Annotated in this window: 20 protein-coding genes; 8 read left to right on the top strand and 12 right to left on the bottom strand. The window is 68.2% G+C overall.

Annotated features, from left to right (window positions below; all coding sequences use genetic code 11):
- Window positions 1-35 precede the first annotated feature (35 nt).
- Both ACFWP7_RS35095 and pyk read left to right on the top strand, forming a co-directional pair.
- Window positions 36-1,259, top strand: coding sequence for an acetate kinase (locus tag ACFWP7_RS35095; protein WP_384390149.1), 1,224 nt, complete (start codon window positions 36-38; stop codon window positions 1,257-1,259).
- Between the two features lie 197 nt (window positions 1,260-1,456).
- Entirely contained in the window at window positions 1,457-2,890 is a 1,434-nt protein-coding gene (gene pyk / locus ACFWP7_RS35090) for a pyruvate kinase (RefSeq protein ID WP_384390127.1), read from the top strand.
- A gap of 90 nt (window positions 2,891-2,980) precedes the next feature.
- On the opposite strand, the gene ACFWP7_RS35085 is transcribed toward pyk, so the two are convergent.
- From ACFWP7_RS35085 to ACFWP7_RS35070, 4 genes are all read right to left on the bottom strand, one after another.
- Window positions 2,981-4,270 carry a hypothetical protein gene (locus ACFWP7_RS35085; protein ID WP_384390124.1) on the bottom strand — a complete coding sequence of 430 codons (1,290 nt, stop codon included), beginning with the start codon at window positions 4,268-4,270 and terminating at the stop codon, window positions 2,981-2,983.
- Complete coding sequence (locus ACFWP7_RS35080) at window positions 4,260-4,859, bottom strand: DUF6114 domain-containing protein (RefSeq protein WP_384390122.1); 600 nt, start codon at window positions 4,857-4,859, stop codon at window positions 4,260-4,262. The genes ACFWP7_RS35085 and ACFWP7_RS35080 overlap by 11 nt, the downstream gene beginning before the upstream one ends.
- Before the next feature lie 185 nt (window positions 4,860-5,044).
- Window positions 5,045-5,689 carry a DUF6230 family protein gene (locus tag ACFWP7_RS35075; RefSeq protein WP_384390119.1) on the bottom strand — a complete coding sequence of 215 codons (645 nt, stop codon included), beginning with the start codon at window positions 5,687-5,689 and terminating at the stop codon, window positions 5,045-5,047.
- 646 nt (window positions 5,690-6,335) lie between these two features.
- Window positions 6,336-7,322 (bottom strand): tetratricopeptide repeat protein, encoded by a 987-nt coding sequence (locus tag ACFWP7_RS35070; protein WP_384390116.1) that lies wholly within the window; start codon window positions 7,320-7,322, stop codon window positions 6,336-6,338.
- Window positions 7,323-7,605: 283 nt separating this feature from the next.
- On the opposite strand from ACFWP7_RS35070, the gene ACFWP7_RS35065 reads away from it, so the two are divergent.
- Complete coding sequence (locus ACFWP7_RS35065; RefSeq protein ID WP_384390113.1) at window positions 7,606-8,232, top strand: TetR/AcrR family transcriptional regulator; 627 nt, start codon at window positions 7,606-7,608, stop codon at window positions 8,230-8,232.
- Window positions 8,233-8,256: 24 nt separating this feature from the next.
- Here the strand turns inward: ACFWP7_RS35065 and ACFWP7_RS35060 are convergent, their stop codons facing one another.
- The 4 genes from ACFWP7_RS35060 to ACFWP7_RS35045 form a co-directional block, all read right to left on the bottom strand.
- A complete protein-coding gene (locus tag ACFWP7_RS35060; RefSeq protein WP_384390110.1) occupies window positions 8,257-9,042 on the bottom strand; it encodes a hypothetical protein in 786 nt (261 codons plus the stop codon).
- A gap of 169 nt (window positions 9,043-9,211) precedes the next feature.
- Window positions 9,212-10,912 carry a methylmalonyl-CoA mutase gene (locus ACFWP7_RS35055; RefSeq protein ID WP_384390108.1) on the bottom strand — a complete coding sequence of 567 codons (1,701 nt, stop codon included), beginning with the start codon at window positions 10,910-10,912 and terminating at the stop codon, window positions 9,212-9,214.
- Window positions 10,913-10,995: 83 nt separating this feature from the next.
- Window positions 10,996-11,334, bottom strand: coding sequence for a DUF3817 domain-containing protein (locus ACFWP7_RS35050; RefSeq protein WP_384390106.1), 339 nt, complete (start codon window positions 11,332-11,334; stop codon window positions 10,996-10,998).
- Between the two features lie 75 nt (window positions 11,335-11,409).
- Entirely contained in the window at window positions 11,410-11,919 is a 510-nt protein-coding gene (locus ACFWP7_RS35045; RefSeq protein ID WP_384390103.1) for a MarR family winged helix-turn-helix transcriptional regulator, read from the bottom strand.
- A gap of 190 nt (window positions 11,920-12,109) precedes the next feature.
- Here ACFWP7_RS35045 and ACFWP7_RS35040 point away from each other — a divergent pair, with 190 nt between their 5' ends.
- A complete protein-coding gene (locus ACFWP7_RS35040) occupies window positions 12,110-13,123 on the top strand; it encodes a glycoside hydrolase family 6 protein (protein WP_384390100.1) in 1,014 nt (337 codons plus the stop codon).
- Between the two features lie 22 nt (window positions 13,124-13,145).
- Here ACFWP7_RS35040 and ACFWP7_RS35035 read toward each other — a convergent pair whose 3' ends face one another.
- The 4 genes from ACFWP7_RS35035 to ACFWP7_RS35020 all read right to left on the bottom strand — a co-directional run bounded on the left by ACFWP7_RS35035 (window position 13,146) and on the right by ACFWP7_RS35020 (window position 17,724).
- Window positions 13,146-15,101 carry a galactose oxidase-like domain-containing protein gene (locus ACFWP7_RS35035; protein WP_384390097.1) on the bottom strand — a complete coding sequence of 652 codons (1,956 nt, stop codon included), beginning with the start codon at window positions 15,099-15,101 and terminating at the stop codon, window positions 13,146-13,148.
- A gap of 3 nt (window positions 15,102-15,104) precedes the next feature.
- Window positions 15,105-16,892, bottom strand: coding sequence for a glycosyltransferase family 2 protein (locus tag ACFWP7_RS35030; RefSeq protein ID WP_384390095.1), 1,788 nt, complete (start codon window positions 16,890-16,892; stop codon window positions 15,105-15,107).
- 194 nt (window positions 16,893-17,086) lie between these two features.
- Complete coding sequence (locus ACFWP7_RS35025; protein ID WP_365440933.1) at window positions 17,087-17,380, bottom strand: MTH1187 family thiamine-binding protein; 294 nt, start codon at window positions 17,378-17,380, stop codon at window positions 17,087-17,089.
- A complete protein-coding gene (locus tag ACFWP7_RS35020) occupies window positions 17,377-17,724 on the bottom strand; it encodes a DUF3817 domain-containing protein (protein WP_384390146.1) in 348 nt (115 codons plus the stop codon). Before ACFWP7_RS35020 ends, ACFWP7_RS35025 begins: the two co-directional genes overlap by 4 nt.
- Before the next feature lie 256 nt (window positions 17,725-17,980).
- On the opposite strand from ACFWP7_RS35020, the gene ACFWP7_RS35015 reads away from it, so the two are divergent.
- From ACFWP7_RS35015 to ACFWP7_RS35000, 4 genes are all read left to right on the top strand, one after another.
- Complete coding sequence (locus tag ACFWP7_RS35015; RefSeq protein WP_384390143.1) at window positions 17,981-18,613, top strand: AIM24 family protein; 633 nt, start codon at window positions 17,981-17,983, stop codon at window positions 18,611-18,613.
- A 1-nt stretch (window position 18,614) separates the two neighbouring features.
- On the top strand, window positions 18,615-19,265 hold the full coding sequence (locus ACFWP7_RS35010; RefSeq protein ID WP_384390091.1) for an AIM24 family protein: 651 nt from the start codon (window positions 18,615-18,617) through the stop codon (window positions 19,263-19,265).
- Window positions 19,262-20,059 carry an AIM24 family protein gene (locus ACFWP7_RS35005; protein ID WP_384390088.1) on the top strand — a complete coding sequence of 266 codons (798 nt, stop codon included), beginning with the start codon at window positions 19,262-19,264 and terminating at the stop codon, window positions 20,057-20,059. Before ACFWP7_RS35010 ends, ACFWP7_RS35005 begins: the two co-directional genes overlap by 4 nt.
- 92 nt (window positions 20,060-20,151) lie before the next feature.
- Complete coding sequence (locus tag ACFWP7_RS35000) at window positions 20,152-20,628, top strand: MarR family winged helix-turn-helix transcriptional regulator (RefSeq protein WP_384390085.1); 477 nt, start codon at window positions 20,152-20,154, stop codon at window positions 20,626-20,628.
- The last annotated feature ends 91 nt before the right edge of the window (window positions 20,629-20,719 follow it).

Raw genomic sequence — 20,719 nt, 5'->3', positions numbered from 1 at the left:
CCCACCCGTCGCCCACCACCGCCCTACCCGACGCGCTGCGCTCGGCCCCCCTTGCTTCCCGTGTCCTCGTCCTCAACTCCGGCTCCTCGTCGGTGAAGTACCAGCTGCTCGACATGCGGGACAGCAGCCGACTGGCGGTGGGTCTCGTCGAGCGCATCGGCGAGGAGACCTCACGGCTCAAGCACACCCCGCTGCTCGGCGGGGAGACCCGCGAGCAGACCGCCCCCTTCGCCGACCACGAGACCGCCCTCGAGGCCGTCGCCGCGGAACTGGCCAGGGACGGGCTGGGCCTGGACTCCCCCGAGCTGCTCGCGATCGGCCACCGGGTCGTACACGGCGGCAAGTTCTTCACCGAACCGACGGTCATCGACGACGCCGTGATCGCCGAGATCGAGCGGCTGATCCCGGTGGCGCCCCTGCACAACCCGGCCAACCTCACCGGCATCCGCACCGCCCGGGCGCTGCGCCCCGACCTCCCCCAGGTCGCCGTCTTCGACACCGCGTTCCACACGACGATGCCGGAGTCCGCGGCGCGCTACGCGATCGACGTGAAGACCGCCGACGCGTACCGCATCCGCCGGTACGGGTTCCACGGCACCTCGCACGCGTACGTGTCGCGGGAGACCGCGAAGCTTCTTGGCAAAGCGCCGGAGGAGGTGAACGTCATCGTGCTGCACCTCGGCAACGGGGCGTCGGCCTCCGCGGTGCGGGGCGGCCGGTGCGTGGACACCTCGATGGGGCTCACGCCCTTGGAGGGGCTCGTGATGGGTACCCGCTCCGGAGACATGGATCCGGCGGTCATCTTCCATTTGATGCGCGTTGGGGGGTTGTCCACCGACGAGATCGACACTTTGCTGAACAAGCAGAGCGGGCTGATCGGCCTGTGCGGCGACAACGACATGCGCGAGATCCGCCGTCGTGTCGACGAGGGTGACGAGCAGGCCCGGCTCGCCTTCGACATCTACATCCACCGCCTGAAGAAGTACATCGGCGCCTACTACGCGGTCCTCGGCCGGGTGGACGCCGTCGCCTTCACCGCCGGAGTCGGGGAGAACGCCGCCCCGGTGCGCGAGGCGGCGATCGCCGGCCTGGAGGAGCTGGGCCTGGCGGTCGAGGGCGACCTGAACGCCGTACGAGCGGATGGGCCCAGGCTCATCTCGCCGCAGTACGCGCGCGTCGCGGTCGCCGTGGTGCCGACGGACGAGGAACTGGAGATCGCGACACAGACGTACGCACTGGTCGGAGAGAGCGATGCGTGAGCCCGAGAGAGATAAGCCTGAGTCCGAGAGAAATAAGCCTGGGTCCGGGACGGACAAGCCCGAGTCCGCGAGAGATAGGCCCGAGTCCGGCGAGAGATACGAGGGACAAGAGGGATACGCCTGAGCGCCCGTCCGCCCATTTGTATCTTCCGCCAGACGGAATATTCCGTAGCGAAACAAACCGATAGGATCGCCCTATGCGCCGTTCGAAAATCGTTTGTACTCTCGGCCCCGCGGTCGACTCCCACGAGCAGCTCGTCGCGCTGATCGAGGCCGGCATGAACGTGGCCCGCTTCAACTTCAGCCACGGCACGCACGCCGATCACCAGGGGCGGTACGACCGCGTCCGCGCCGCCGCCGCCGAGACCGGCAAGGCCATCGGTGTGCTCGCCGACCTCCAGGGGCCCAAGATCCGCCTGGAGACCTTCGCCGAGGGACCCGTCGAGCTGGTGCGCGGTGACGAGTTCACCATCACCACCGAGGATGTCGCGGGCGACAAGTCGATCTGCGGCACGACCTACAAGGGCCTGCCCGGCGACGTCTCCAAGGGCGACCAGATCCTCATCAACGACGGCAACGTCGAGCTGAGGGTCGTCGAGGTCGACGGCCCCCGGGTCAAGTCGATCGTCGTCGAGGGCGGTGTGATCTCCGACCACAAGGGCATCAACCTGCCCGGCACCGCCGTGAACGTGCCCGCGCTGTCCGACAAGGACGTCGAGGACCTGCGCTTCGCCCTGCGGATGGGCTGCGACATGGTCGCCCTGTCCTTCGTGCGCGACGCCCACGACGTGAACGACGTCCACAAGGTGATGGACGAGGAGGGCCGCCGGGTCCCCGTCATCGCCAAGGTGGAGAAGCCGCAGGCGGTCGAGAACATGGAGGGCGTCGTCGCGGCGTTCGACTCCGTCATGGTGGCCCGCGGCGACCTGGCGGTCGAGTACCCGCTGGAGAAGGTCCCGATGGTGCAGAAGCGCCTCGTGGAGCTCTGCCGCCGCAACGCCAAGCCGGTGATCGTCGCGACCCAGATGATGGAGTCGATGATCACCAACTCCCGCCCCACGCGCGCCGAGGCGTCCGACGTCGCCAACGCGATCCTCGACGGCGCCGACGCGGTCATGCTGTCCGCCGAGTCGTCGGTGGGCGCGTACCCGATCGAGACGGTCAAGACGATGTCGAGGATCGTCGTGGCGGCCGAGGAGGAGCTCCTCTCCAAGGGCCTCCAGCCCCTGGTCCCCGGCAAGAAGCCGCGCACGCAGGGCGGTTCGGTCGCCCGCGCCGCCTGCGAGATCGCCGACTTCCTCGGCGGCAAGGGCCTGGTCGCCTTCACCAAGTCCGGCGACACCGCCCGCCGCCTCTCCCGCTACCGCGCCTCCCAGCCGATCCTCGCCTTCACCACGGACGAGGGCACCCGCAACCAGCTCACCCTGAGCTGGGGCGTCGAGTCCCACGTCGTGCCCTTCGTGCACAGCACTGACGAAATGGTCGACCTCGTCGATCAGGAACTCCAGAAGCTCAACGTCTTCAACGACGGCGACATCGTCGTCATGACCGCCGGCTCGCCTCCTGGCGTCCCCGGTACGACGAACATGGTCCGCGTGCACCACCTGGGCGAGAGCGCCCGCACGGTCTGACCTGCGGCGGTGCTTGTACGGCACTGAGGGCGCCCCCTGTGACAGGGGGCGCCCTCAGTATGTTGCGGCTCCCGGATGGGCTCGGGGAGCTCAGTCCTGGTACGTGTGCATGCTGGGTATGGTCAGCGTGCCGCCGAACTGGCCCGCCTGAACGACCTTCACGTCGGTGAAGTAGATCAGCGGGATGTTCAACGGCGGAGGGTGCTCCGGGTCGAACGTGATCGGTATCAGTCCGAACAGCTTGCCCGAGATGCTCTCGGTGTACATGACCGTGTCACCGTCGGTGATGGTGGACGTCGTGCCCTTGCCGGCCTGCACGTGGTAGGTCTTGCCGGCATGCTTGTCGATCACCGTCTGGTGCAGATCGCCGATGTCGGTACCGCCGGAGATCACGTACTTGAGGACCTCCTTGACCGTGCCGTTGGCGGTCTTCACCTTCACGACGCCCTGGTAGTCGGCGCCCTTGAGCAGCAGCGAGCTGGCATCGAGATACCAGGGGTCGTCGGGCAGGATGACCGGGTTGTCGACATTGCCCTCTGCGTCGGTGGACACCGGGCAGTCCGCCGCGTCCGTACTGGCACTCGCGGACGGGCTGGGGCTGGCCGATGAAGTGGCCTCGCCGGTCGGCTCCTTGGACGCCTCCGTGCCGTCCTCGGCCGCCTTGGACGCCGTGTCGGTGGTGTCCTTCGCCGGCTCGTCGGCCTTCTCGGCGGTGTCCGTGGCGGTGTCGGAGCTGTCGCTGCCCGACGTGTCCTCACTCGCACTCGCCGAGGGCGGGGCGGACGGCGTCGGGGTGGCGCTCGCCGTCTCGTCGGGCGTGAGGATGTCCTTGAGTGCGTCGCCGATGCCCAGCGGGTCCAGCGGGTTGCTGGTGCTCTCGGACGCCGAGGGGGTCGCCGTGGCTGTGTCGGCCGCGCTTCCGCTGCCCTGGGAGGTCTTGCTCGCGGACGCCGACGGCGTGGGCTCGGCCTCGTCGTCGGAACCTGAATCCGACGAAGAGGTCTCGCCCGTACCCGAGGACGGCGTGGCGGAAGGGCTCGGCTCGGTCTCGTCGGCGGACTCGGAGGCGCTCGCCGAAGCGGAGGCGGAGGGCGTCGGGGTGGCCGACGCGTCCTCGCCGTCCAGGAGCTCGACGCAGGCCTGGTACTCCTCGGCCGTCAGACTCTTCGAGGTGCTCGGCTGGTCGTCGGCGTTCGCGAGAGTCGCCGTAAAACCTATCCCCATGATGACGGCGGTCGGCATCGCCGCGAAGGCCACGGCCCTGCCTGCCGGCACGTGGAACCTGGTGGACAGCGGCTTCTTCGGGGCGGCGTGCCGCGGCCCTGTTTTCGTACGGGGCATGGCCGCGGAGTCGTCCTGGGACACCTCGTCAGTCGGCACGGTACCCCCCGCCGTTGCCGCTGCCGCTGCCGTTGTCGGCTCCGGCGCTCTCGGTCAACTGCTCGCCCGGCTCCGGAGCGCCCGCGTCGGTCGTACCTGCGGCATCGCTGTCGGCGGGAGCGGTTCCTTCGTGCGTACCCCCCGCCGGGCCGTGCTTCCGCGACCGCTTGGTCTTCGCGCCGTCGGCCGACGCGTCGGCGGGCACCCAGGAAACGGAGAGCGCGCCGCCGATCAGCGAGAACAGGAAGCCGAGAATGAAGCCGCCGATGTTGGAGACCACCAGGGACACCAGTCCGAGGACGATCGCGGCGACACCGGCGAAGACACGTGTCGCCTGCTGGAACCACATGGTCAGGCCCAGCGTGAACAGCAGAACACCGATGATCAGCGAGCCGGCACCCGCGGTGGTCGCCATGGCCAGCGACATGCTGCCCAGCTTGAGGGTGGCGTACGGGAAGTAGGCGATCGGCACCCCGCCGAGCAGGGTGAACAGACCGGCCCAGAACGGCCGGTTACCCCGCCAGTCACGGAATCGCAGACGCGCGCGGGTGAAGTTCCCGGCGCTCTGGACCGGAGTCTCGGCACTCATGGAAAAAAGCTCCCTGGGTCCGGTGGAAGTACGTACCGGCTCGGCCGTGGGGTGGTGAAGCCGGAAAGTATGGGCGAAAGCACCCGGTGTGGGGCATCGGGCGGGTGCGCGGGGCGGAGAAGCGACGGCTTCCCCGCCCCCTTGGGCAGCTCAGCCACCCAGTTGCACCACTGTGACGGAAACCGTCAGAAGCACTCCATCGAGGCGCTCGTACCGAGACGCATCTTCAGGCCGCTGAGCTTGAAGGTGCCGGCCGTGGTCGCCCACGCCGTCTGCTCGACGCCCGTGAGGTCGGCCGAGTCCGCCTGCTGGGCGAAGCCGCCCGGCAGCACGCCGTCACCCGTCCTCACGGCAGGACCCTTGCTCTGGTCCTGAACCGCGACGCCGATCTCCATACCCTTGAACGTCGCGTCGGCGTCCAGCTGGGCGACATCGATATAGAGGTTCTCGGCCTCGACCTTGTGGTTCGCGTCCGGACCCGCGTCGAGACGGAGGTAGATCGTCTTCCCTATGAGGGGAATCTCCGTCTTGACCGACTGGCACATGTTCGTGATCTGGGCGGTCTTGAACGACGAGACCGCCACGGCACGGACCGTCTTGTTCTTACCGTCGGTCGACGTGTAACCGGTGTCGATAGCGCCGTACTGGGAAAAGCCCTGGCCCTCAAGATGCCCGGCCTTGACCTTGAACTCCTGGCCAGAAACGCTGAACGACGCGGCGAGCGCACCCTGCGCGAGCCCGACGCCGATCGCGGCGGCCGCGGCGACGCTGGGCACCATGACCACAGCGAACCGCTTCCATCTTGTCCCGCCACGCACCTGGGACTCCATATTTCCTCCTTCTCGGACGTACATCTCCTGGCCCTGACTGCCCCGTAGTAGCGGCTCAGCCGGGCAGGGATGGGAGAAGTGCTACGTCCTCGGGAAGGAGAGCGCCCGTACTTTCAGGCGCTTACCGTGCCCGAATCACTGACGATCACCCCCGAGCGACAACCACTGGTCGCGCCTGACGCACATCACGCACAACCTGCTGGGCAGGCTCCGCCGAACGGCAAAGACCCCCCTGCCCAAGAGCCGGCGCCACTGCCGCCTGCCCTACTCGGTGGGGACCCAGAAAACCCCTTGACCCGATTGGCTGTCGAGGTAGGGGGGAATGGACCGAGCGTCGCCGATGTTGGTGCATTCTCGCCGCCCCCGCAAGGGGGTTCGTTACTGGCTAGTAACGGGCGGATAACCGAACAACGACCCGCCGGTATCGGTCAACAACACAGGGTGGCGTCAAGGCAGGTGACACACCGGTTGATCCTCGGACAGAATCCGACAGATCAACACCCCTGTCTTACTCCAAGTAACAGCGGCCGCGTTTACCAAGATTTGGTAAAGCGCGGCCACTTCTCTCCCCAGCGACACATGTTTCACCCGGGCATCACATGTCCGGACGTTTAGCAACAGGTCAGAGAACCCGCCGCGGCTCCGGTCAGAACAGGGCCCGCGCCAGCGCCCTGCGCGCCGCGATCACCCGCGGGTCGTCGGCGCCGACGACTTCGAAGAGCTCAAGCAACCGCAGCCGTACGGCGTTCCGGTCGTCGCCCGCCGTGCGCGCCACCGTGGCGGTGAGCCGCCCGAAGGCGTCCTCGACATGCCCGCCCACGAGGTCCAGGTCGGCGGCGGCGATCTGCGCCTGCACGTCGCCCGGCTTCTCCGCGGCGTCCTTGCGGACCTGCTGCGGGTCGGCGCCCGCCACCCGCTGGAGCAACTCGGCCTGGGCGAGACCCAGCTTGGCCTCCGTGTTGCCCGGGTCGTCACTCAGCACGTTCTTGTACGCCTGTACCGCGCCACCGAAGTCACCCGCGTCCAGGGCCTGTACGGCGGCTTCGAGGAGCGCGTCGTACGGTCCGGCCGGAATCTCGGGAGCCGCCGCGGGGGCACTGCCGGGCTCGGCGTCCGGATCGACGACCAGGCCGGTCAGCCCGAAGCGCTCCTCGGCGACCTGCACGAGCTGGTCCAGGGTCCCGCGGATCTGGGCCTCGCCCGCCGCCCCCTGGAAGAGCGGCAGCGCCTGCCCGGCGACCACCGCGAAGACGGCCGGGATCCCCTGGATCCCGAACTGCTGCATCAGCATCTGATTGGCATCGACGTCGATCTTGGCAAGAAGGAAGCGTCCGTTGTACTCGACGACCAGCCGCTCGAGCACCGGGCTGAGCTGCTTGCACGGCTCGCACCACTCGGCCCAGAAGTCGAGGACGACCGGGACCTCGGTGGAGCGCTGCAGGACGTCGCGCTCGAACCCCGCCTCGTCGACATCGATGACAAGGGCGGCGGGGGAAACGCCCCCGCTCCCACCCCCGCCACCCTGCCTGGCGGCTTCGGCGCGCGCCTGCTCCGCCTTGGCCTTGGCCTCCTGGGCCGCCTTCACCGCGGCGAGGTCGACGACTCCGCTCATGGACATGTTCCGTGGCTGCATGAGTACATCTTCCCCCCTCCGCGCACGCGTGTGAAAAGCGTTGTGAAAGCCAGCCTGATTGCGTCGTGATCGGTCCTGCCGAGCGCCGGGTCCCCACCTGGCGCCAGTGCGGTTGTCGCCGCGTTCGCGCTTTCGCTACGGGTCGTAGCGTAACTGTCGGAAGCCCCTGGTGTACGCCCTTCTCCGGTGATCTCCCTCACGGCTTCGGGTAAACGCCGGATGCGGCCACAGCGGCCACAGCGGCCGCATGGACCCCAGAGACTGGCCGGATATGGTCACTGACATGCAGAGTCGCATTTCCGCCCCCCGTACGGGGCGCCCGCGCAGTGCCGCCGCGGACGCCGCGATCCTGTCGGCGACACGGGCGGTACTGGTCGAACTGGGCTGGTCCAAGCTGACGTTGGGGGACGTCGCGACCCGGGCCGGCGTCGCCAAAACGACCCTCTACCGCCGCTGGGCGGGCAAGAACGAACTCGTGGTGGACGCGGTGGCGGTCCTCTTCGACGAACTCGAACTCCCGGACCGGGGCAGCCTGGCCGCCGACATCGAGGGAGTCGTTCTCCAGTTCGCGGCGATCCTGTCCCGCCCGGAGGCCAAGACCGCCCTGATGGCCGTGGTGGCGGAGTCGACCCGCGACGAGCCCCTGCGCGAACGCATCCGCACCTCCATCGTCGACCGCCAGAAGTGCCTGGTCCTGGAGGGCCGCACCCGCGCCCAACTCCGCGGCGAGCTCCCCCCGGAGCCCGACCCCGAGTCCGCCGCCCGCACCGTCGACCTCATCTTCGACATGGTCGCGGGCGCGGTCGTCCACCGCACCCTGGTGAGCGCGGAACCCGCGAACGAGGAGTGGGTACGCGGCTTCACCCGGGTGCTGCTGCTGGGCCTAGCCGGCGCGGCGGAACCGGAGTAGTCGAACCGCAATGGTAAGAGGCCTCTACGTCAGCAGGCCTCCGTTCGCCGACCGGCCGCCCCCCTCCACCCCGTCCCCCGCCCGCAGCAACCGCAGGAACGCCTTCAACCCCGCGATGATCTCCTCGTTGTTGGTGAGTCGGTTCACCGTGGCCTCGAACTCCCGGCCCAGGGCGATGATCTTCCGGTCCGCGTCATCGGCGCGCTCGTACACCGAGACGCCCAAGGCATCGACCGTGCGCCGCAGTTCGGCGAGGGAGCGGTACTGCTCCTCGGTCTTCTCCTCCAGCGACCGCACGCCCGCCAACAGCCGCGTGACGTTCCCCCGCAGCTCCACCACGTCGTCGCGCGGGTACTTCACATCCTTGAGCAGGGTGCCGAGGCGTCGCCGCAGTTGCGCGAAGTAGGCGCCCGCGGGCCGGAAGACCGTACTCAGCAGGAAGAACCCGGCGAACCAGTAGCCGGTGGCGTTGCCGGTGGCGGCGGTGACCGCGACGACGAGCCCCGCCGTCACCAGGTGCCCGGCGATGGCGACCCGCAGCATCACGCGCGCGATCCTCGCGGCCTCGGCGTCCCGCTCCTTGGAGACCACGAGCCCCTTCTCCCGGCTCACCGCGATCTCGCCGAGCACCGAGTGGGCCCCGAAGTAGAGGTTCCACGGCACCGTCAGCAGAACGAGCAGCCAGAGCAGGCTCACCACCCCGGCCGCGGCCCCCAGCAGCACGGACAGCGGCGCCCCCACCGCGTACGCGAGCACAAGTGCTCCGACCGTCGCGAACACAGCGCACACGCCTATCAGGAACTTCCCCATACCGTCCCCCCAGTTGCCCCGCCGGCACCATTGCGGCCCGTGGTTCCGGTCCATGGTCCCGCCCGGGAGGCGGCCGGTCATGAGTACAACTACCTACGGCCGCTCCCCGCGCCGGTGATCGGCGCCGTGAGCGGCCGTGGCTGTCCCTCGTCGCATTGCACGACGCCGGTCAGAAACCCGGCGGCTCCGTGTACGTCCCCCACTCGTCCCGGAGCACGTCGCAGATCTCCCCGAGCGTGGCCTCCGCCCGTACGGCGTCCAGCATGGGCGCGATCATGTTGGACCCGTCACGCGCCGCGGCGAGCATGGTCTCCAGCGCACCGCGCACCGCCGCGTCGTCCCGCCCGGCCTTCCGCCCCGCGAGCTCCCGCACCTGATCCCGCTCCACCTCGTGACTGACCCGGAGAATCTCCAGATCGCCGGTCACGGAGCCGTGGTGGACGTTCACGCCCACGACCCGCTTGTCGCCCTTCTCCAGCGACCGCTGGAACTGGAACGCGGACTCGGCGATCTCCCCGGTGAACCAGCCGTCCTCGATGCCCCGGAGGATCCCGGAGGTGATCGGACCGATCGGGTGCTGTCCGTCCGGGTGCGCCCGCAGCCCCCGCTCCCTGATCTGCTCGAAGATCTTCTCGGCGTCGGCCTCGATCCGGTCCGTCAGCTGCTCGACGTACCAGGAACCGCCCAGCGGGTCGGCCACATTGGCGACGCCCGTCTCCTCCATGAGCACCTGCTGCGTACGGAGGGCGATCTCCGCGGCCTGCTCCGACGGCAGCGCGAGGGTCTCGTCCAGAGCGTTCGTGTGCAGCGAGTTGGTGCCGCCCAGGATCGCCGACAGCGCCTCGACCGCCGTACGCACCACGTTGTTGTACGGCTGCTGGGCGGTCAGGGAGACCCCCGCCGTCTGCGTGTGGAAGCGCAGCCACTGCGCCTTGTCGGACGTGGCGCCGTACACATCGCGCATCCAGCGTGCCCAGATCCGCCGCGCCGCCCGGAACTTGGCGATCTCCTCGAAGAAGTCGAGGTGCGCGTCGAAGAAGAAGCTCAGGCCGGGTGCGAAGACGTCCACGTCCAGGCCGCGGGAGAGGCCCAGTTCGACGTATCCGAATCCGTCGGCGAGCGTGTAGGCCAGTTCCTGCGCGGCCGTGGAGCCGGCCTCGCGGATGTGGTAGCCGGAGACGGACAGGGGCTTGTACGCGGGGATGCTCGCCGCGCAGTGCTCCATCAGGTCGCCGATGAGGCGGAGGTGCGGCTCGGGTTGGAAGAGCCACTCCTTCTGCGCGATGTACTCCTTGAAGATGTCGGTCTGCAGCGTGCCGTTGAGCAGCCCCGGGTCGACACCCTGCCGCTCGGCCGCGACCAGGTACATACAGAAGACCGGGACCGCCGGACCGCTGATCGTCATCGACGTCGTGACGTCACCGAGCGGGATGTCCTGGAACAGGACCTCCATGTCGGCCGCCGAGTCGATCGCGACCCCGCAGTGCCCGACCTCGCCGAGTGCGCGCGGGTCGTCGGAGTCGCGCCCCATGAGGGTGGGCATGTCGAAGGCCACGGACAGGCCCCCGCCGCCGTTGGCGAGGATCGTCTTGTAGCGCTCGTTGGTCTGCTCGGCGTTCCCGAACCCGGCGAACTGCCGGATGGTCCACGTGCGCCCTCGGTAGCCGGTCGCGTGGAGGCCGCGGGTGAAGGGGTACTCCCCCGGCCAGCCGATCCGCTCGAAGCCCTCGTACGTGTCTCCCCGCCGGGGCCCGTACACCGGCTCGACGGGATCACCGGAAAGCGTGGTGAAGTCTGCGTCGCGCTTGCGCGCAGTGTCGTACCGGGCCTGCCAGCGTCGGCGGCCCTCTTCGATGGCGTCAGCGTCCATACCTTCGAATTTACTAGGACGTCCTAGTAAATGTCGATGGCTGACCGCCGCAGGTTGCCCATACGGCGGCAGGGTTTACGCGCTTACGCCTTGGCGACCACGGGAGTGGCATCCGTGATCTTGCCCTCGAGCTCGCGCGAGATCCGTCGCTCCACGAAGAAGGCGGCCGTCGGAACGGTCCCCGCGAGCAGCACCCACAGCTGCTTGGCGACCGGCCACTTCGCCTTGGAGCCCAGGTCGAAGGCGACGATCAGGTACACGACGTACAGCCAGCCGTGCGCGATGGCGACGAGGCGGGTGAAGTCGACGGCTCCATCGATGTCGAAGCCGTACTTGGCGATCATGCCGAGGCACAGCAGGACCAGCAGCACACCGGTGAGGTAGGCCATGACGCGATAGCGGGTCAGCACGCTTTTCTTCATGGAGACGAGCGTAACCACCGGTTTCGGGCGATCTTCGGGCACCCCCGGCTCACAACGGAGGAGACCTCCCCCGCCCTACTCCTCGTCGAAGTCCCGCGCCGCGACCCGCAGCGGCCGCAGCATCGCGAAGATCTCCGCGCACTCCTCGGCGTCGTACGCGCCGAGCCCGAAGTCCATCGCCATCAGGTCCTGGGTGGCCGCGTCGCAGACCTCGCGCCCCTTCTCGGTGATGGAGGCGAGCGTGCCGCGCCCGTCATTGGGGTTGGGGCGCTTGTCGACAAGCCCGGACCTCACCAGCCGGTCCACGGTGTTCGTCACGGAGGTCGGATGCACCATGAGCCGCTCGCCGATCTTGGACATCGGCAGTTCGCCGGCCTTGGAGAAGGTGAGCAGCACCAGCGCCTCGTACCGCGCGAACGTCAGCCCGTACGGCCTGACCACCGCGTCCACCCCGGCGAGCAGGATCTGGTGCGCGCGCATGATCGAGGTGATCGCCGCCATGGACGGCACAGAGCCCCACCGCTGCTTCCAGTGCTCGTCGGCACGGGCGATGGGATCAAAGGCAAGGCTGAGCGGCTTCGACACGCCAAAGACCTTACCGGCCGGTCACATCGTGGTCAGCCCTGTCTCGCCTTTCGGTCCCCGACCGTGGAACGCGGGGCAGTACACCGCGCGCACCCCGCCGTCCCAGTGTCGTATCCATGTCGACTAAGCGCCCTATGCGACGATTGCCGATGAATTGTCACTGATAGTCACCTTCGCCCAAGGGGGCAGGATGTCCCGGCTGATCCGTACCTTCGCGGCACTCGCGGCGCTCGGGCTCGCGGCGGGCTGCTCGTCCACGCCAGGCGTCGACGAGGCCTCCGTCGTCCGGCGCGCACCCCAGGACGCGACGCCCACCGCGCAGTCCCCGTCCCCTTTCTGGGTCGACCCCGCCAGTCCCGCCGCCCAGCAGATCGAGATGTGGAGCAGACAGGGCCGTACGCAGGACGCCGAGCTGCTGCAGCGCATCGCCGGTCAGCCCGCCGCACTGTGGCCCGCGGGCGACGAGCCGGGAGGGACGATCGGGGCGGCGACCTCGGCGGCGGCGCAGGAGGGGCGGACGACGGTGTTCGTGGCGTACAACATTCCGCACCGTGACTGCGGGCAGCACTCGGCGGGCGGGGCCTACGACGCGAGCGCCTACCGGGCGTGGATCGAGAAGTTCGCGCAAGCGCTCGGCGACAGCAAGGCGCTCGTGATCCTCGAACCCGACGCCGTCGCACACATCGTGGACGGCTGCACACCGGGCGAATACCACGCGGAGCGCGAGCAGTTGCTCTCGGAGGCGATCGTGCGGCTGAAGCAGCAGCCCCACACCAAGGTGTACCTGGACGCCGGCAACCCCGCCTGGATCGACGAGCCCTGGAAACTCGTCGAACCGCTGCAACGCGCAGGGGTCGGCGGCGCGGACGGCTTCTCCCTGAACGTCTCCAACTTCCAGACGGACGCGGTGACCAAGAAGTACGGCGTCCAGCTGTCGCAGGACCTCGGCGGCAAGCACTTCGTGATCGACAGCAGCCGCAGCGGCAACGGGCCGCTGGGCGGCGACCGCGGCGAGGCCTGGTGCAACCCGCCCGGCCGGGCCCTGGGAACCAGGCCGACCACCCGGACCGGAGAGTCCGCCCTCGACGCCTATCTGTGGATCAAGCGGCCCGGGGAGTCGGACGGTGAGTGCCGGGGCGGCCCGGCCGCCGGACAGTGGTGGCCCGACTACGCCCTGGGGCTGGCTCGCAACTCCAAGGCGTAGCAGGGCACTTCACCTACGCCGTTCACCTGACCTGGATCCACTTCGCCTCCGACGGCGTCCCCTCCCCGTCCGTCACGAACAGCATGTACCAGCCCGGGGGGACCAGAGCCCGGTCGCTGGGTACGTCCACGGTGACCGAGTTCTTGGTCTTCGTCAGCCCGAGTTCGATGGAGCGCTGCTCGACGTCCGTCGTGTGGGTGACCGCGCTCGGGCGCATCAGCCGGGCCTTGACCACGCGCTCCGGGTACTGGGTGGCGAAGGTCGCGCGCCGCTTGCTGTCGAGAACGTTCGGGCCGTCACCCAGCACTGGGCGGTTCTTGCCGTTCTTGTGCAGGACGGGCGGGGTGAAGATCTCCATGCGCTGCTCGAAGTGGCCCAGCTTGGTGTTCTGCTGATCGTCGAAGAGCGGGTCGGAGCCGAAGGTGGCGACGCGGCCGTCGGGCAGCAGCAGGGCCTCGGAGTGGTAGTTGCGGCCGACCTTCGGGGAGGCGGCCTCGCGGAAGGCGTTGCCCTTGGGGTCGTAGAACTGCGCCTTGAGGATGTTGCTGGCGCTGCGGCCGCGGTAGTCCTCGGAGCCGTTGGTGGTGAAGACGGAGTCGTCCGGCATGATCACGCTGTTCAGATACCGGGTGCCCTGGGGGAGGTTGGGCCCGTCCTCGAAGGACGGGCTGCCCTTCTTGAGGTCGACGACGGCGGTGCGCGGGGTCGACTTCTTGGACTCGCCGACGCCTCCGCCGCCGAGGATCATCACCTTCTGGTCCTGGGCGGGCGGCAGCAGCAGGGAGGCGGAGGTCTCGGTCTCGTCCGGGTCCCGCAGCCCGGGGACCTTCTCGAACTTGTTGGTCTTCAGGTCCCAGATGCCGGGCTCGCGGCCCATCTCGGCCGGCCCGTAACCGGCGTTGGACGCCGGGTAGAAGAGCTTGCCGCCCTTGGTGAGGAAGAGCGCGGGGTAGGTGGGGAAGTAGCGCTTGGGGCCGGGCGTCCACTTCTTCGTCTTCGGGTCGTAGATCTCGTTGTCGCCGGGGTCGATCACACCGACGTCGTCGAGGCCTGAGACCGCGAGCACCCGCCCGTCGTCGAGCCCGACGAGCGTCGGGTACCAGCGGGCCTTCTGCATGGGGTCGACGGGGATGTACTTCTCGGCCGTCGGGTCGAACTCGTAGGCGGCTCTGATCCCCTGGAAGTCCTGCTTCTCCAGGGTGATCTTCTCGGAGAGGCCGTACGTGTTGTCGGCGTCCTTGCCCTTCAGGCCGACGATCTCGTACTGGGCCTGCCTGTCGGTGGCCGAGGTCGGGCCGTCCTCGGTGGCCTCCACGAAGACGCGGGTCTCACTCGCGACGATCCTGGTCTTCCAGGGCTGCATGACGCCCGCGCGGTTGTACGTGACCTTCTGCGTGCGCTTGGCCTTGGGGATCCGGACGTCGACCCTGCTGACGTACTCGACGCCGGCCGGTGAGCGGAAGCGGGTGCCCTTCTTCAGGAGGACCGCCTTGTCGGGGTTCTCGTTCTTCACGCGCATACCGCCGCCGGCCCGCTCGACCTCGTCTCCGAGCAGTTCGTAGCGGGCGGTGCCGCCGGCCACCAGCATTCTGCCGCTGGGGAGTTGGGCGTGCCCCGAGCAGAAGAAGTCGTCGGGAGTGGCGATCTTCTTGAAGGTGTCGGTCGTCGGGTCCCAGAGGACGGTGTCGAAGGACCCCTTGTCGAACTTGCGCTTCTCGTTCCCCGAGCCGGCGACGATCAGCACCTTGCCGGTGTGCAGCAGGGCGGCGTGGATGGCGTTGGTGCGGTAGTCGTCGGGGATGTCGAGGTGGCTCCAGGAGCCGTACTTCGCCTTGTAGCCGGGCTGCGCGATCTTGTACTCGTAGTACGTCTCGCTGGCGAAGCCGAGCGTGGCGGGCGCGTTGAGGCCGGCGAGCACGACTATGCCGCCGATGCCCAGCACGGTCTTCTTCGTCTTCTGCGAGGGCTGGTAGGCCATGGCCTAGTTACCTCCTGTCGTGGAGCTGGTGACCGCGGTCGAGCTGCCGCTGGTCGCGAGGGCGGGTTCGACGGCCTCGGTGATCCGTGCGGTCGTCGCGCGGGGCAGCTGCCGGGCCCTGCGTTCCTTGAGCAGCGTGGAGACCCACACGCCGACCGGGGCGAGCGAGATCCCCATGGCCAGCACCGCCCAGGTGCGCATCGCCACGTGGGTGTGGTCGAGGACGACGGACGCGGCGAGCGAGACACCGAGGAGCCCCGCCCAGGTGAGGTGGATACGGAAGGTCAGCAGCCGGTCGGGGTTGGCCTCGCCGCCCTTGGGGGTGACCACGAAGCGGCTGGGGCGGCGGATCAGGGCCTCGCCGAGCGACTTGAGGTAGATGGGTGCGGAGAGCGCCGACATCGCCATGCCCGCGAGACCGCCGGAGCCTTCGGGTTCGTGCGGGGAGACGTTGTGCCGCCGGTTCCAGAGGTAGAGGCCGATCTGCAGGGCGGCCGCGTCGCTGTAGAGCATCAGCCAGACGGATGCGGCGACCTGGGTGCCGGATGCGCCGAACCACAGGAAGAGGAAGCAACTCATGATGCCCAGCAGCCAGTTGACGGCTGTCATCGGGTAGTAGACGAGCATCATCGTGTACGAGAAGAGGCGGCCGGGAGGCATCGTGAACGGCGCCTTCCAGTACTGCTTGAACAGCGTCTCGTACGTCCCCCGCGACCAGCGCATCTGCTGCGTGAAGAAGTCCGTCCAGGAGGCGGGCCCCTCACCGACGGCGAGCACGTCCGGGGTGTAGACGGACCGCCAGTGCCTGCCGGTCTTCGGGTTCTTGTGGCGGTGCAGCTCGAACCCGGTGGCCATGTCCTCGGTGATGGAGTCGTACAGCCCGCCGACCTGGCGGACGGCCGTGATGCGTACGACGTTGTTGGTGCCGACGAACATGGGCGCGCGGTAGCAGTTGCCGGCCCGCTGGATCAGCGCGTGGAAGAGGAACTGCTGGGACTCGGCCGCCTTGGTGACGGGGTTCTCGTAGTTGCCGTAGACCTGCGGTCCGACGACGAAGGCGACGTTCGGGTCCCGGAAGTAACCCATCATCCGCTCAAGGAAGTTGGGGAGCGGGACGTGGTCGGTGTCGACAGAGGCGAAGAAGTCGTACTCCTTGCCGTGCATCGCGATCCACGCGTTGTAGTTGCCGTGTTTGGTACGGGCCTTGTGGACTCCCTTGTCGCGGTTCCACTCCGGGACGCCGAACCGGGTGAAGTGCCGGACGCCGAGTTCCGCGCAGAGCGCCTTGGCCTGTTCGTCGTCGCCCTCGTCGAGGAGCCAGACGTCCACGGGGCCGGTGTGGGTGACCGCGACCGCGCCTTCGAGCGTCGCGCGGACCATGGCGAGGGGTTCCTTGCCGGGTACGTACGTGGTGAGGAAGGCGACCCGCGTCCCTTCCTGGGCCTCGACGGGTATCGGGTCCCGCGCCACCATCGTGGCGTGCGCGATGCTGATCACGTTGACGACCATGAACAGCTCGATCAGCCCGATGGCTATGAGCATCGCGATGTCGAGTCCGACCAGCCAGCGTGCGCCGCCTTCGCGCTCCACCCAGTGGCTCGGCCACACCAGGTAGACGAGGAGTACGCCGGTGAGGATCGGCGCGAAGGTCATCAGCAGGACAGCGCGTATTCGGTGCGGCTCTCGCGAGAGGAGCTTGGTGTACTGCACCTGGTACGCCGGGCCGGGCGGCTGCGTGAGCGGTCCGGCGAGACGGCTGTAGGTGTCGTAGTCGTAGCCCTCGGGCCGCACAGCGCCCTCCAGTGATTGAACTTGTCCGGTGATCGAACGAGCCGATACCCATACACAAGTGGAGATTTGGTGGCGTGTCGAACTGGGCGCGTCCGAAGGAGTAACCGCCCCCGCCTGACCGGACACGACAAAACCCCGGCCCAGAAGGGCCGGGGTTTCCTCGTACGTTCCTCGTACGTTCCTCGTATGGGGGACTACGCGGACAAGTGGCGTTCCACCGTCTCCACCTTGGACGTCAGACCGTCCGTCACACCGGGACGGATGTCCGCCTTCAGGACGACCGAGACGCGCGGGGCGCGCTCCTCGACGACGGCGACGGCGCGCTTGACCACGGCCATCACCTCGTCCCACTCGCCCTCGATCGAGGTGAACATCGCGTCGGTGTGGTTGGGCAGCCCCGACTCGCGTACGACCCGGACGGCGTCGGCGACGTACTCCCCGACGTCCTCGCCAACGCCCAGCGGTGTCACGGAGAAGGCGACGATCATGACGTCTTCACCACGCCCTCGCGCCGGGCGCGGGAGGCGATGACCGCGTTCTCGGCCTCGTGCCTGAGCTTGCGCTCGGCGAAGAAACCGCCGGTGGGCAGGACCGAGAGGATGAAGTAGAGGGCGGCGGTCTTCACGCCCCACTTGGTGCGGTTCCAGGCGTCCGCCCAGAAGATCACGTACAGGACGAAGAAGGCGGCGTGGACGTAGCCCATGACGGGCACCGCGTTGAAGTCCGTGGTCCGCTTCAGCACAGAGCAGACAAGCAGGAGAAGGAAGGAGACGGCCTCGGGGGCCGAGATCAGGCGGAGGCGGCGGAGGGCGCTGGCGGTCTTGATGTCCAGGGTCTTGAAGTCCACGGGTCACCTTCGGTGGGAGATGCGCTTCGGTGGGAGAAGCGCTTCGGCAGGAACGTCGCTTTGTGAACCCAGGCACAAGCGTCCGAGCCATTGTGGCACCTGGGTTCCAGCCGTCCCGGTGTGGGGTGCGGGGCGGCGCGCCCACCTCATCCCCCAACCCCTAAGGGTCCGATCCGGGACGAGATCCACCCGTAGGCCCTTTTGGCGGGCCCCACCCGGCGGCTACCTTCACAGCGTGGCGATGTTCCGACTTCAAGGCAGCAAGGTGCTGGCCGTCGACATGACCGGGGACGCCGTAAAGGCGAAGAACGGCTCGATGGTGGCGTACGACGGCCAGATGGCCTTCAAGAAGATGAGCGGCGGCGGTGAGGGTGTACGGGGGATGGTGACCCGGCGCCTCACCGGTGAGCAGATGACGGTGATGGAGGTGAAGGGGCACGGGACCTGCTGGTTCGCGGACCGGGCTTCCGAGATCAACCTCGTGAATCTCCAGGGGGACAAGCTGTACGTCGAGTCGAGCAATCTGCTCGTGACGGATGCCGGGCTGCGTACCGGCACATCGTTCACGGGCATGCGCGGGGCCACCCAGGGCAACGGGCTGTTCACGACGACCGTCGAGGGCCACGGCCAGGCGGCGATCATGTCCGACGGCCCTGCGGTGGTGCTGCGGGTGAGTGCGCAGTACCCGCTGACCGTCGACCCGGGCGCGTACATCGCGCACCAGGGCAATGTGCGGCAGTCCTTCCAGTCGGGCGTGACCTTCCGCACGTTCCTGGGCGAGGGCGGCGGCGAGGCCTTCCAGATCCGCTTCGAGGGCGACGGCCTGGTCTACGTGCAGCCCAGTGAGCGGAACACGATCGCTGGGGATGTGTGACATGCCCTTCCGTGAGATCAACTCGAAGGTGGTCGAGGCCACCGTGCTGCCCGGCCAGCGGATGTTCAGTCAGCGCGGGGCGATGCTCGCCTACAAGGGCGACGTGTCTTTCACGCCCAACATCCAGGGCGGCCAGGGCGGGGTGATGTCGATGCTCGGCCGCCGCCTGGCGAACGAGGCCACCCCGCTGATGACCGTCGAGGGCTCCGGCACGGTGCTCTTCGGGCACGGCGGCCACCACATCCAGGTGATCGGCCTCACCGGCGACACCCTGTATGTGGAGGCGGACCGGCTGCTCGCCTTCGACGGCGCACTTCAGCAGGGCACGATGTTCATGGGCTCGCAGGGCGGGGTGATGGGCATGGTGCGCGGTCAGGTGACCGGCCAGGGGCTCTTCACGACCACCCTGACGGGGCACGGCGCGGTCGCCGTCATGGCGCACGGCGGCGTGTTCGAGATCCCGATCACCCCGCAGCGCCCGGTCCACGTCGACCCGCAGGCGTACGTCGCGCACCACGGCGACGTACGCAACAAGCTGTCCACCGCGCTGGGCTGGCGCGACATGGTGGGCCGCGGCTCGGGCGAGGCGTTCCAACTGGAGCTGAGCGGCAACGGCGCGGTGTACGTCCAGGCCTCGGAGGAAAAGCTGTGAGCGGATACGGAGCTTCGGGGCCGACCGTGTACGACGCGATGACACTGCCCGTCGACGACAACGTGAACAACTACACCTTCTGCGTGGAGCTCAAGGGGAGCCAGTGGTTCCTGCAGAAGGGCAAGATGATCGCCTACTACGGGACGATCGACTTCAACGGCATCGGACACGGCCGGCTCGACCGACTTGTCCGTACGTCATTCCATTCGCCTCTGCACGCGAGCGACTGGGTCGTGGCGGAGGGCTCGGGCAAGATGCTGCTCGCCGACCGGGCCTTCGACGTGAATTCGTACGATCTGGAAGACGGCAACCTGACCATTCGCTCCGGCAATCTGCTCGCTTTTCAGCCAACTCTGGCCCTCAAGCAGTCGATCGTGCCGGGCTTCCTGACCCTTATCGGAACGGGCAAGTTCGTGGCCGCCTCGAACGGTCCGGTGGTGTTCATGGAACCCCCGATCCGGGTGGACCCCCAGGCCCTGGTCGGCTGGGCGGACTGCCCCTCCCCGTGCCACCACTACGACCACGGATACATGACAGGCGTCATGGGCGGCCTACGTGCGATGACGGGCATCGGCGGAGCCTCCGGAGAAGAGCACCAGTTCGAGTTCGTGGGGGCCGGCACGGTACTGCTCCAGTCCACCGAAACCCTCATGGCCGAGCTGGCCACGGGAGCGGTCCCGCAGCAGGCGGGAGTACCCGGCGCGAGCGGGGTACCCGGCCAGCACGGACAACAGGCAGGCGTACCGCGCCTTCCCGGACAGCTGGGAGACCTCCAGCGTCGCTTCGGGCTGTGAGCGGTAGTCTGCGGAGTGTGACATCGAACGCGTGCGCGTAGTCACACCGCCCTCACTAGTTCGCCTTTCAACATTTTAGGTAGACTTCACTTATGGAGACCGAGACGGCCACGCGCTGGCTGACCAATGCGGAGCAGTGTGCCTGGCGCACCCACCTGGAGGTCAACAGGCTGTTGACCTACCAGCTCGAGAGGGACCTGCAACCGTTCGGCCTGACCATGAACGACTACGAGATCCTCGTGAACCTCTCCGAGTCGGAGGGCGTACGGATGCGGATGAGCGACCTCGCGTCCGCCACCCTCCAGTCCAAGAGCCGCCTCTCGCACCAGATCACGCGCATGGAGAACGCGGATCTGGTGCGCCGGGAGAACTGCGAGTCCGACCGCCGGGGACTGTTCGCGGTCCTCACCGACCACGGCATGGAGACGATGCAGAAGGTCGCCCCGCACCATGTGGCGTCCGTCCGGCGGCACTTCATGGACCTGCTGTCGCCGGAGGCGCTGGAGGATCTCCACAAGACGCTGACACCGATCGCGGAGCATCTGCGCGGGCAGCGCGGCAAGCCGTAGCGCTCCGCTGGGTAGGCCGATTTCGACTGCGGGTCGGCTTTGATTGCGGGTCGGTCGGCTTTGACTGCGGGTCGGCGTTGATTGCCGGTCC

Source organism: Streptomyces sp. NPDC058470 (assembly GCF_042721055.1).
GTDB lineage: Bacteria > Actinomycetota > Actinomycetes > Streptomycetales > Streptomycetaceae > Streptomyces.
The sequence above is the reverse complement of the archived record's forward strand: the minus strand, read 5'-3'. Positions and strand labels throughout refer to the sequence as shown.

Coding starts and splice junctions, on each gene's coding strand:
- ACFWP7_RS35065 (WP_384390113.1), top strand. CDS start 7,606: ATGCAGAGTCGCATTTCCGCCCCCCGTACGGGGCGCCCGCGCAGTGCC.
- ACFWP7_RS35025 (WP_365440933.1), bottom strand. CDS start 17,380: ATGATCGTCGCCTTCTCCGTGACACCGCTGGGCGTTGGCGAGGACGTC.
- ACFWP7_RS35015 (WP_384390143.1), top strand. CDS start 17,981: ATGTTCCGACTTCAAGGCAGCAAGGTGCTGGCCGTCGACATGACCGGG.
- ACFWP7_RS35060 (WP_384390110.1), bottom strand. CDS start 9,042: ATGGGGAAGTTCCTGATAGGCGTGTGCGCTGTGTTCGCGACGGTCGGA.
- ACFWP7_RS35075 (WP_384390119.1), bottom strand. CDS start 5,689: ATGGAGTCCCAGGTGCGTGGCGGGACAAGATGGAAGCGGTTCGCTGTG.
- ACFWP7_RS35000 (WP_384390085.1), top strand. CDS start 20,152: ATGGAGACCGAGACGGCCACGCGCTGGCTGACCAATGCGGAGCAGTGT.
- pyk (WP_384390127.1), top strand. CDS start 1,457: ATGCGCCGTTCGAAAATCGTTTGTACTCTCGGCCCCGCGGTCGACTCC.
- ACFWP7_RS35055 (WP_384390108.1), bottom strand. CDS start 10,912: ATGGACGCTGACGCCATCGAAGAGGGCCGCCGACGCTGGCAGGCCCGG.
- ACFWP7_RS35010 (WP_384390091.1), top strand. CDS start 18,615: ATGCCCTTCCGTGAGATCAACTCGAAGGTGGTCGAGGCCACCGTGCTG.
- ACFWP7_RS35050 (WP_384390106.1), bottom strand. CDS start 11,334: ATGAAGAAAAGCGTGCTGACCCGCTATCGCGTCATGGCCTACCTCACC.
- ACFWP7_RS35080 (WP_384390122.1), bottom strand. CDS start 4,859: ATGAGTGCCGAGACTCCGGTCCAGAGCGCCGGGAACTTCACCCGCGCG.
- ACFWP7_RS35070 (WP_384390116.1), bottom strand. CDS start 7,322: ATGCAGCCACGGAACATGTCCATGAGCGGAGTCGTCGACCTCGCCGCG.
- ACFWP7_RS35035 (WP_384390097.1), bottom strand. CDS start 15,101: ATGGCCTACCAGCCCTCGCAGAAGACGAAGAAGACCGTGCTGGGCATC.
- ACFWP7_RS35040 (WP_384390100.1), top strand. CDS start 12,110: ATGTCCCGGCTGATCCGTACCTTCGCGGCACTCGCGGCGCTCGGGCTC.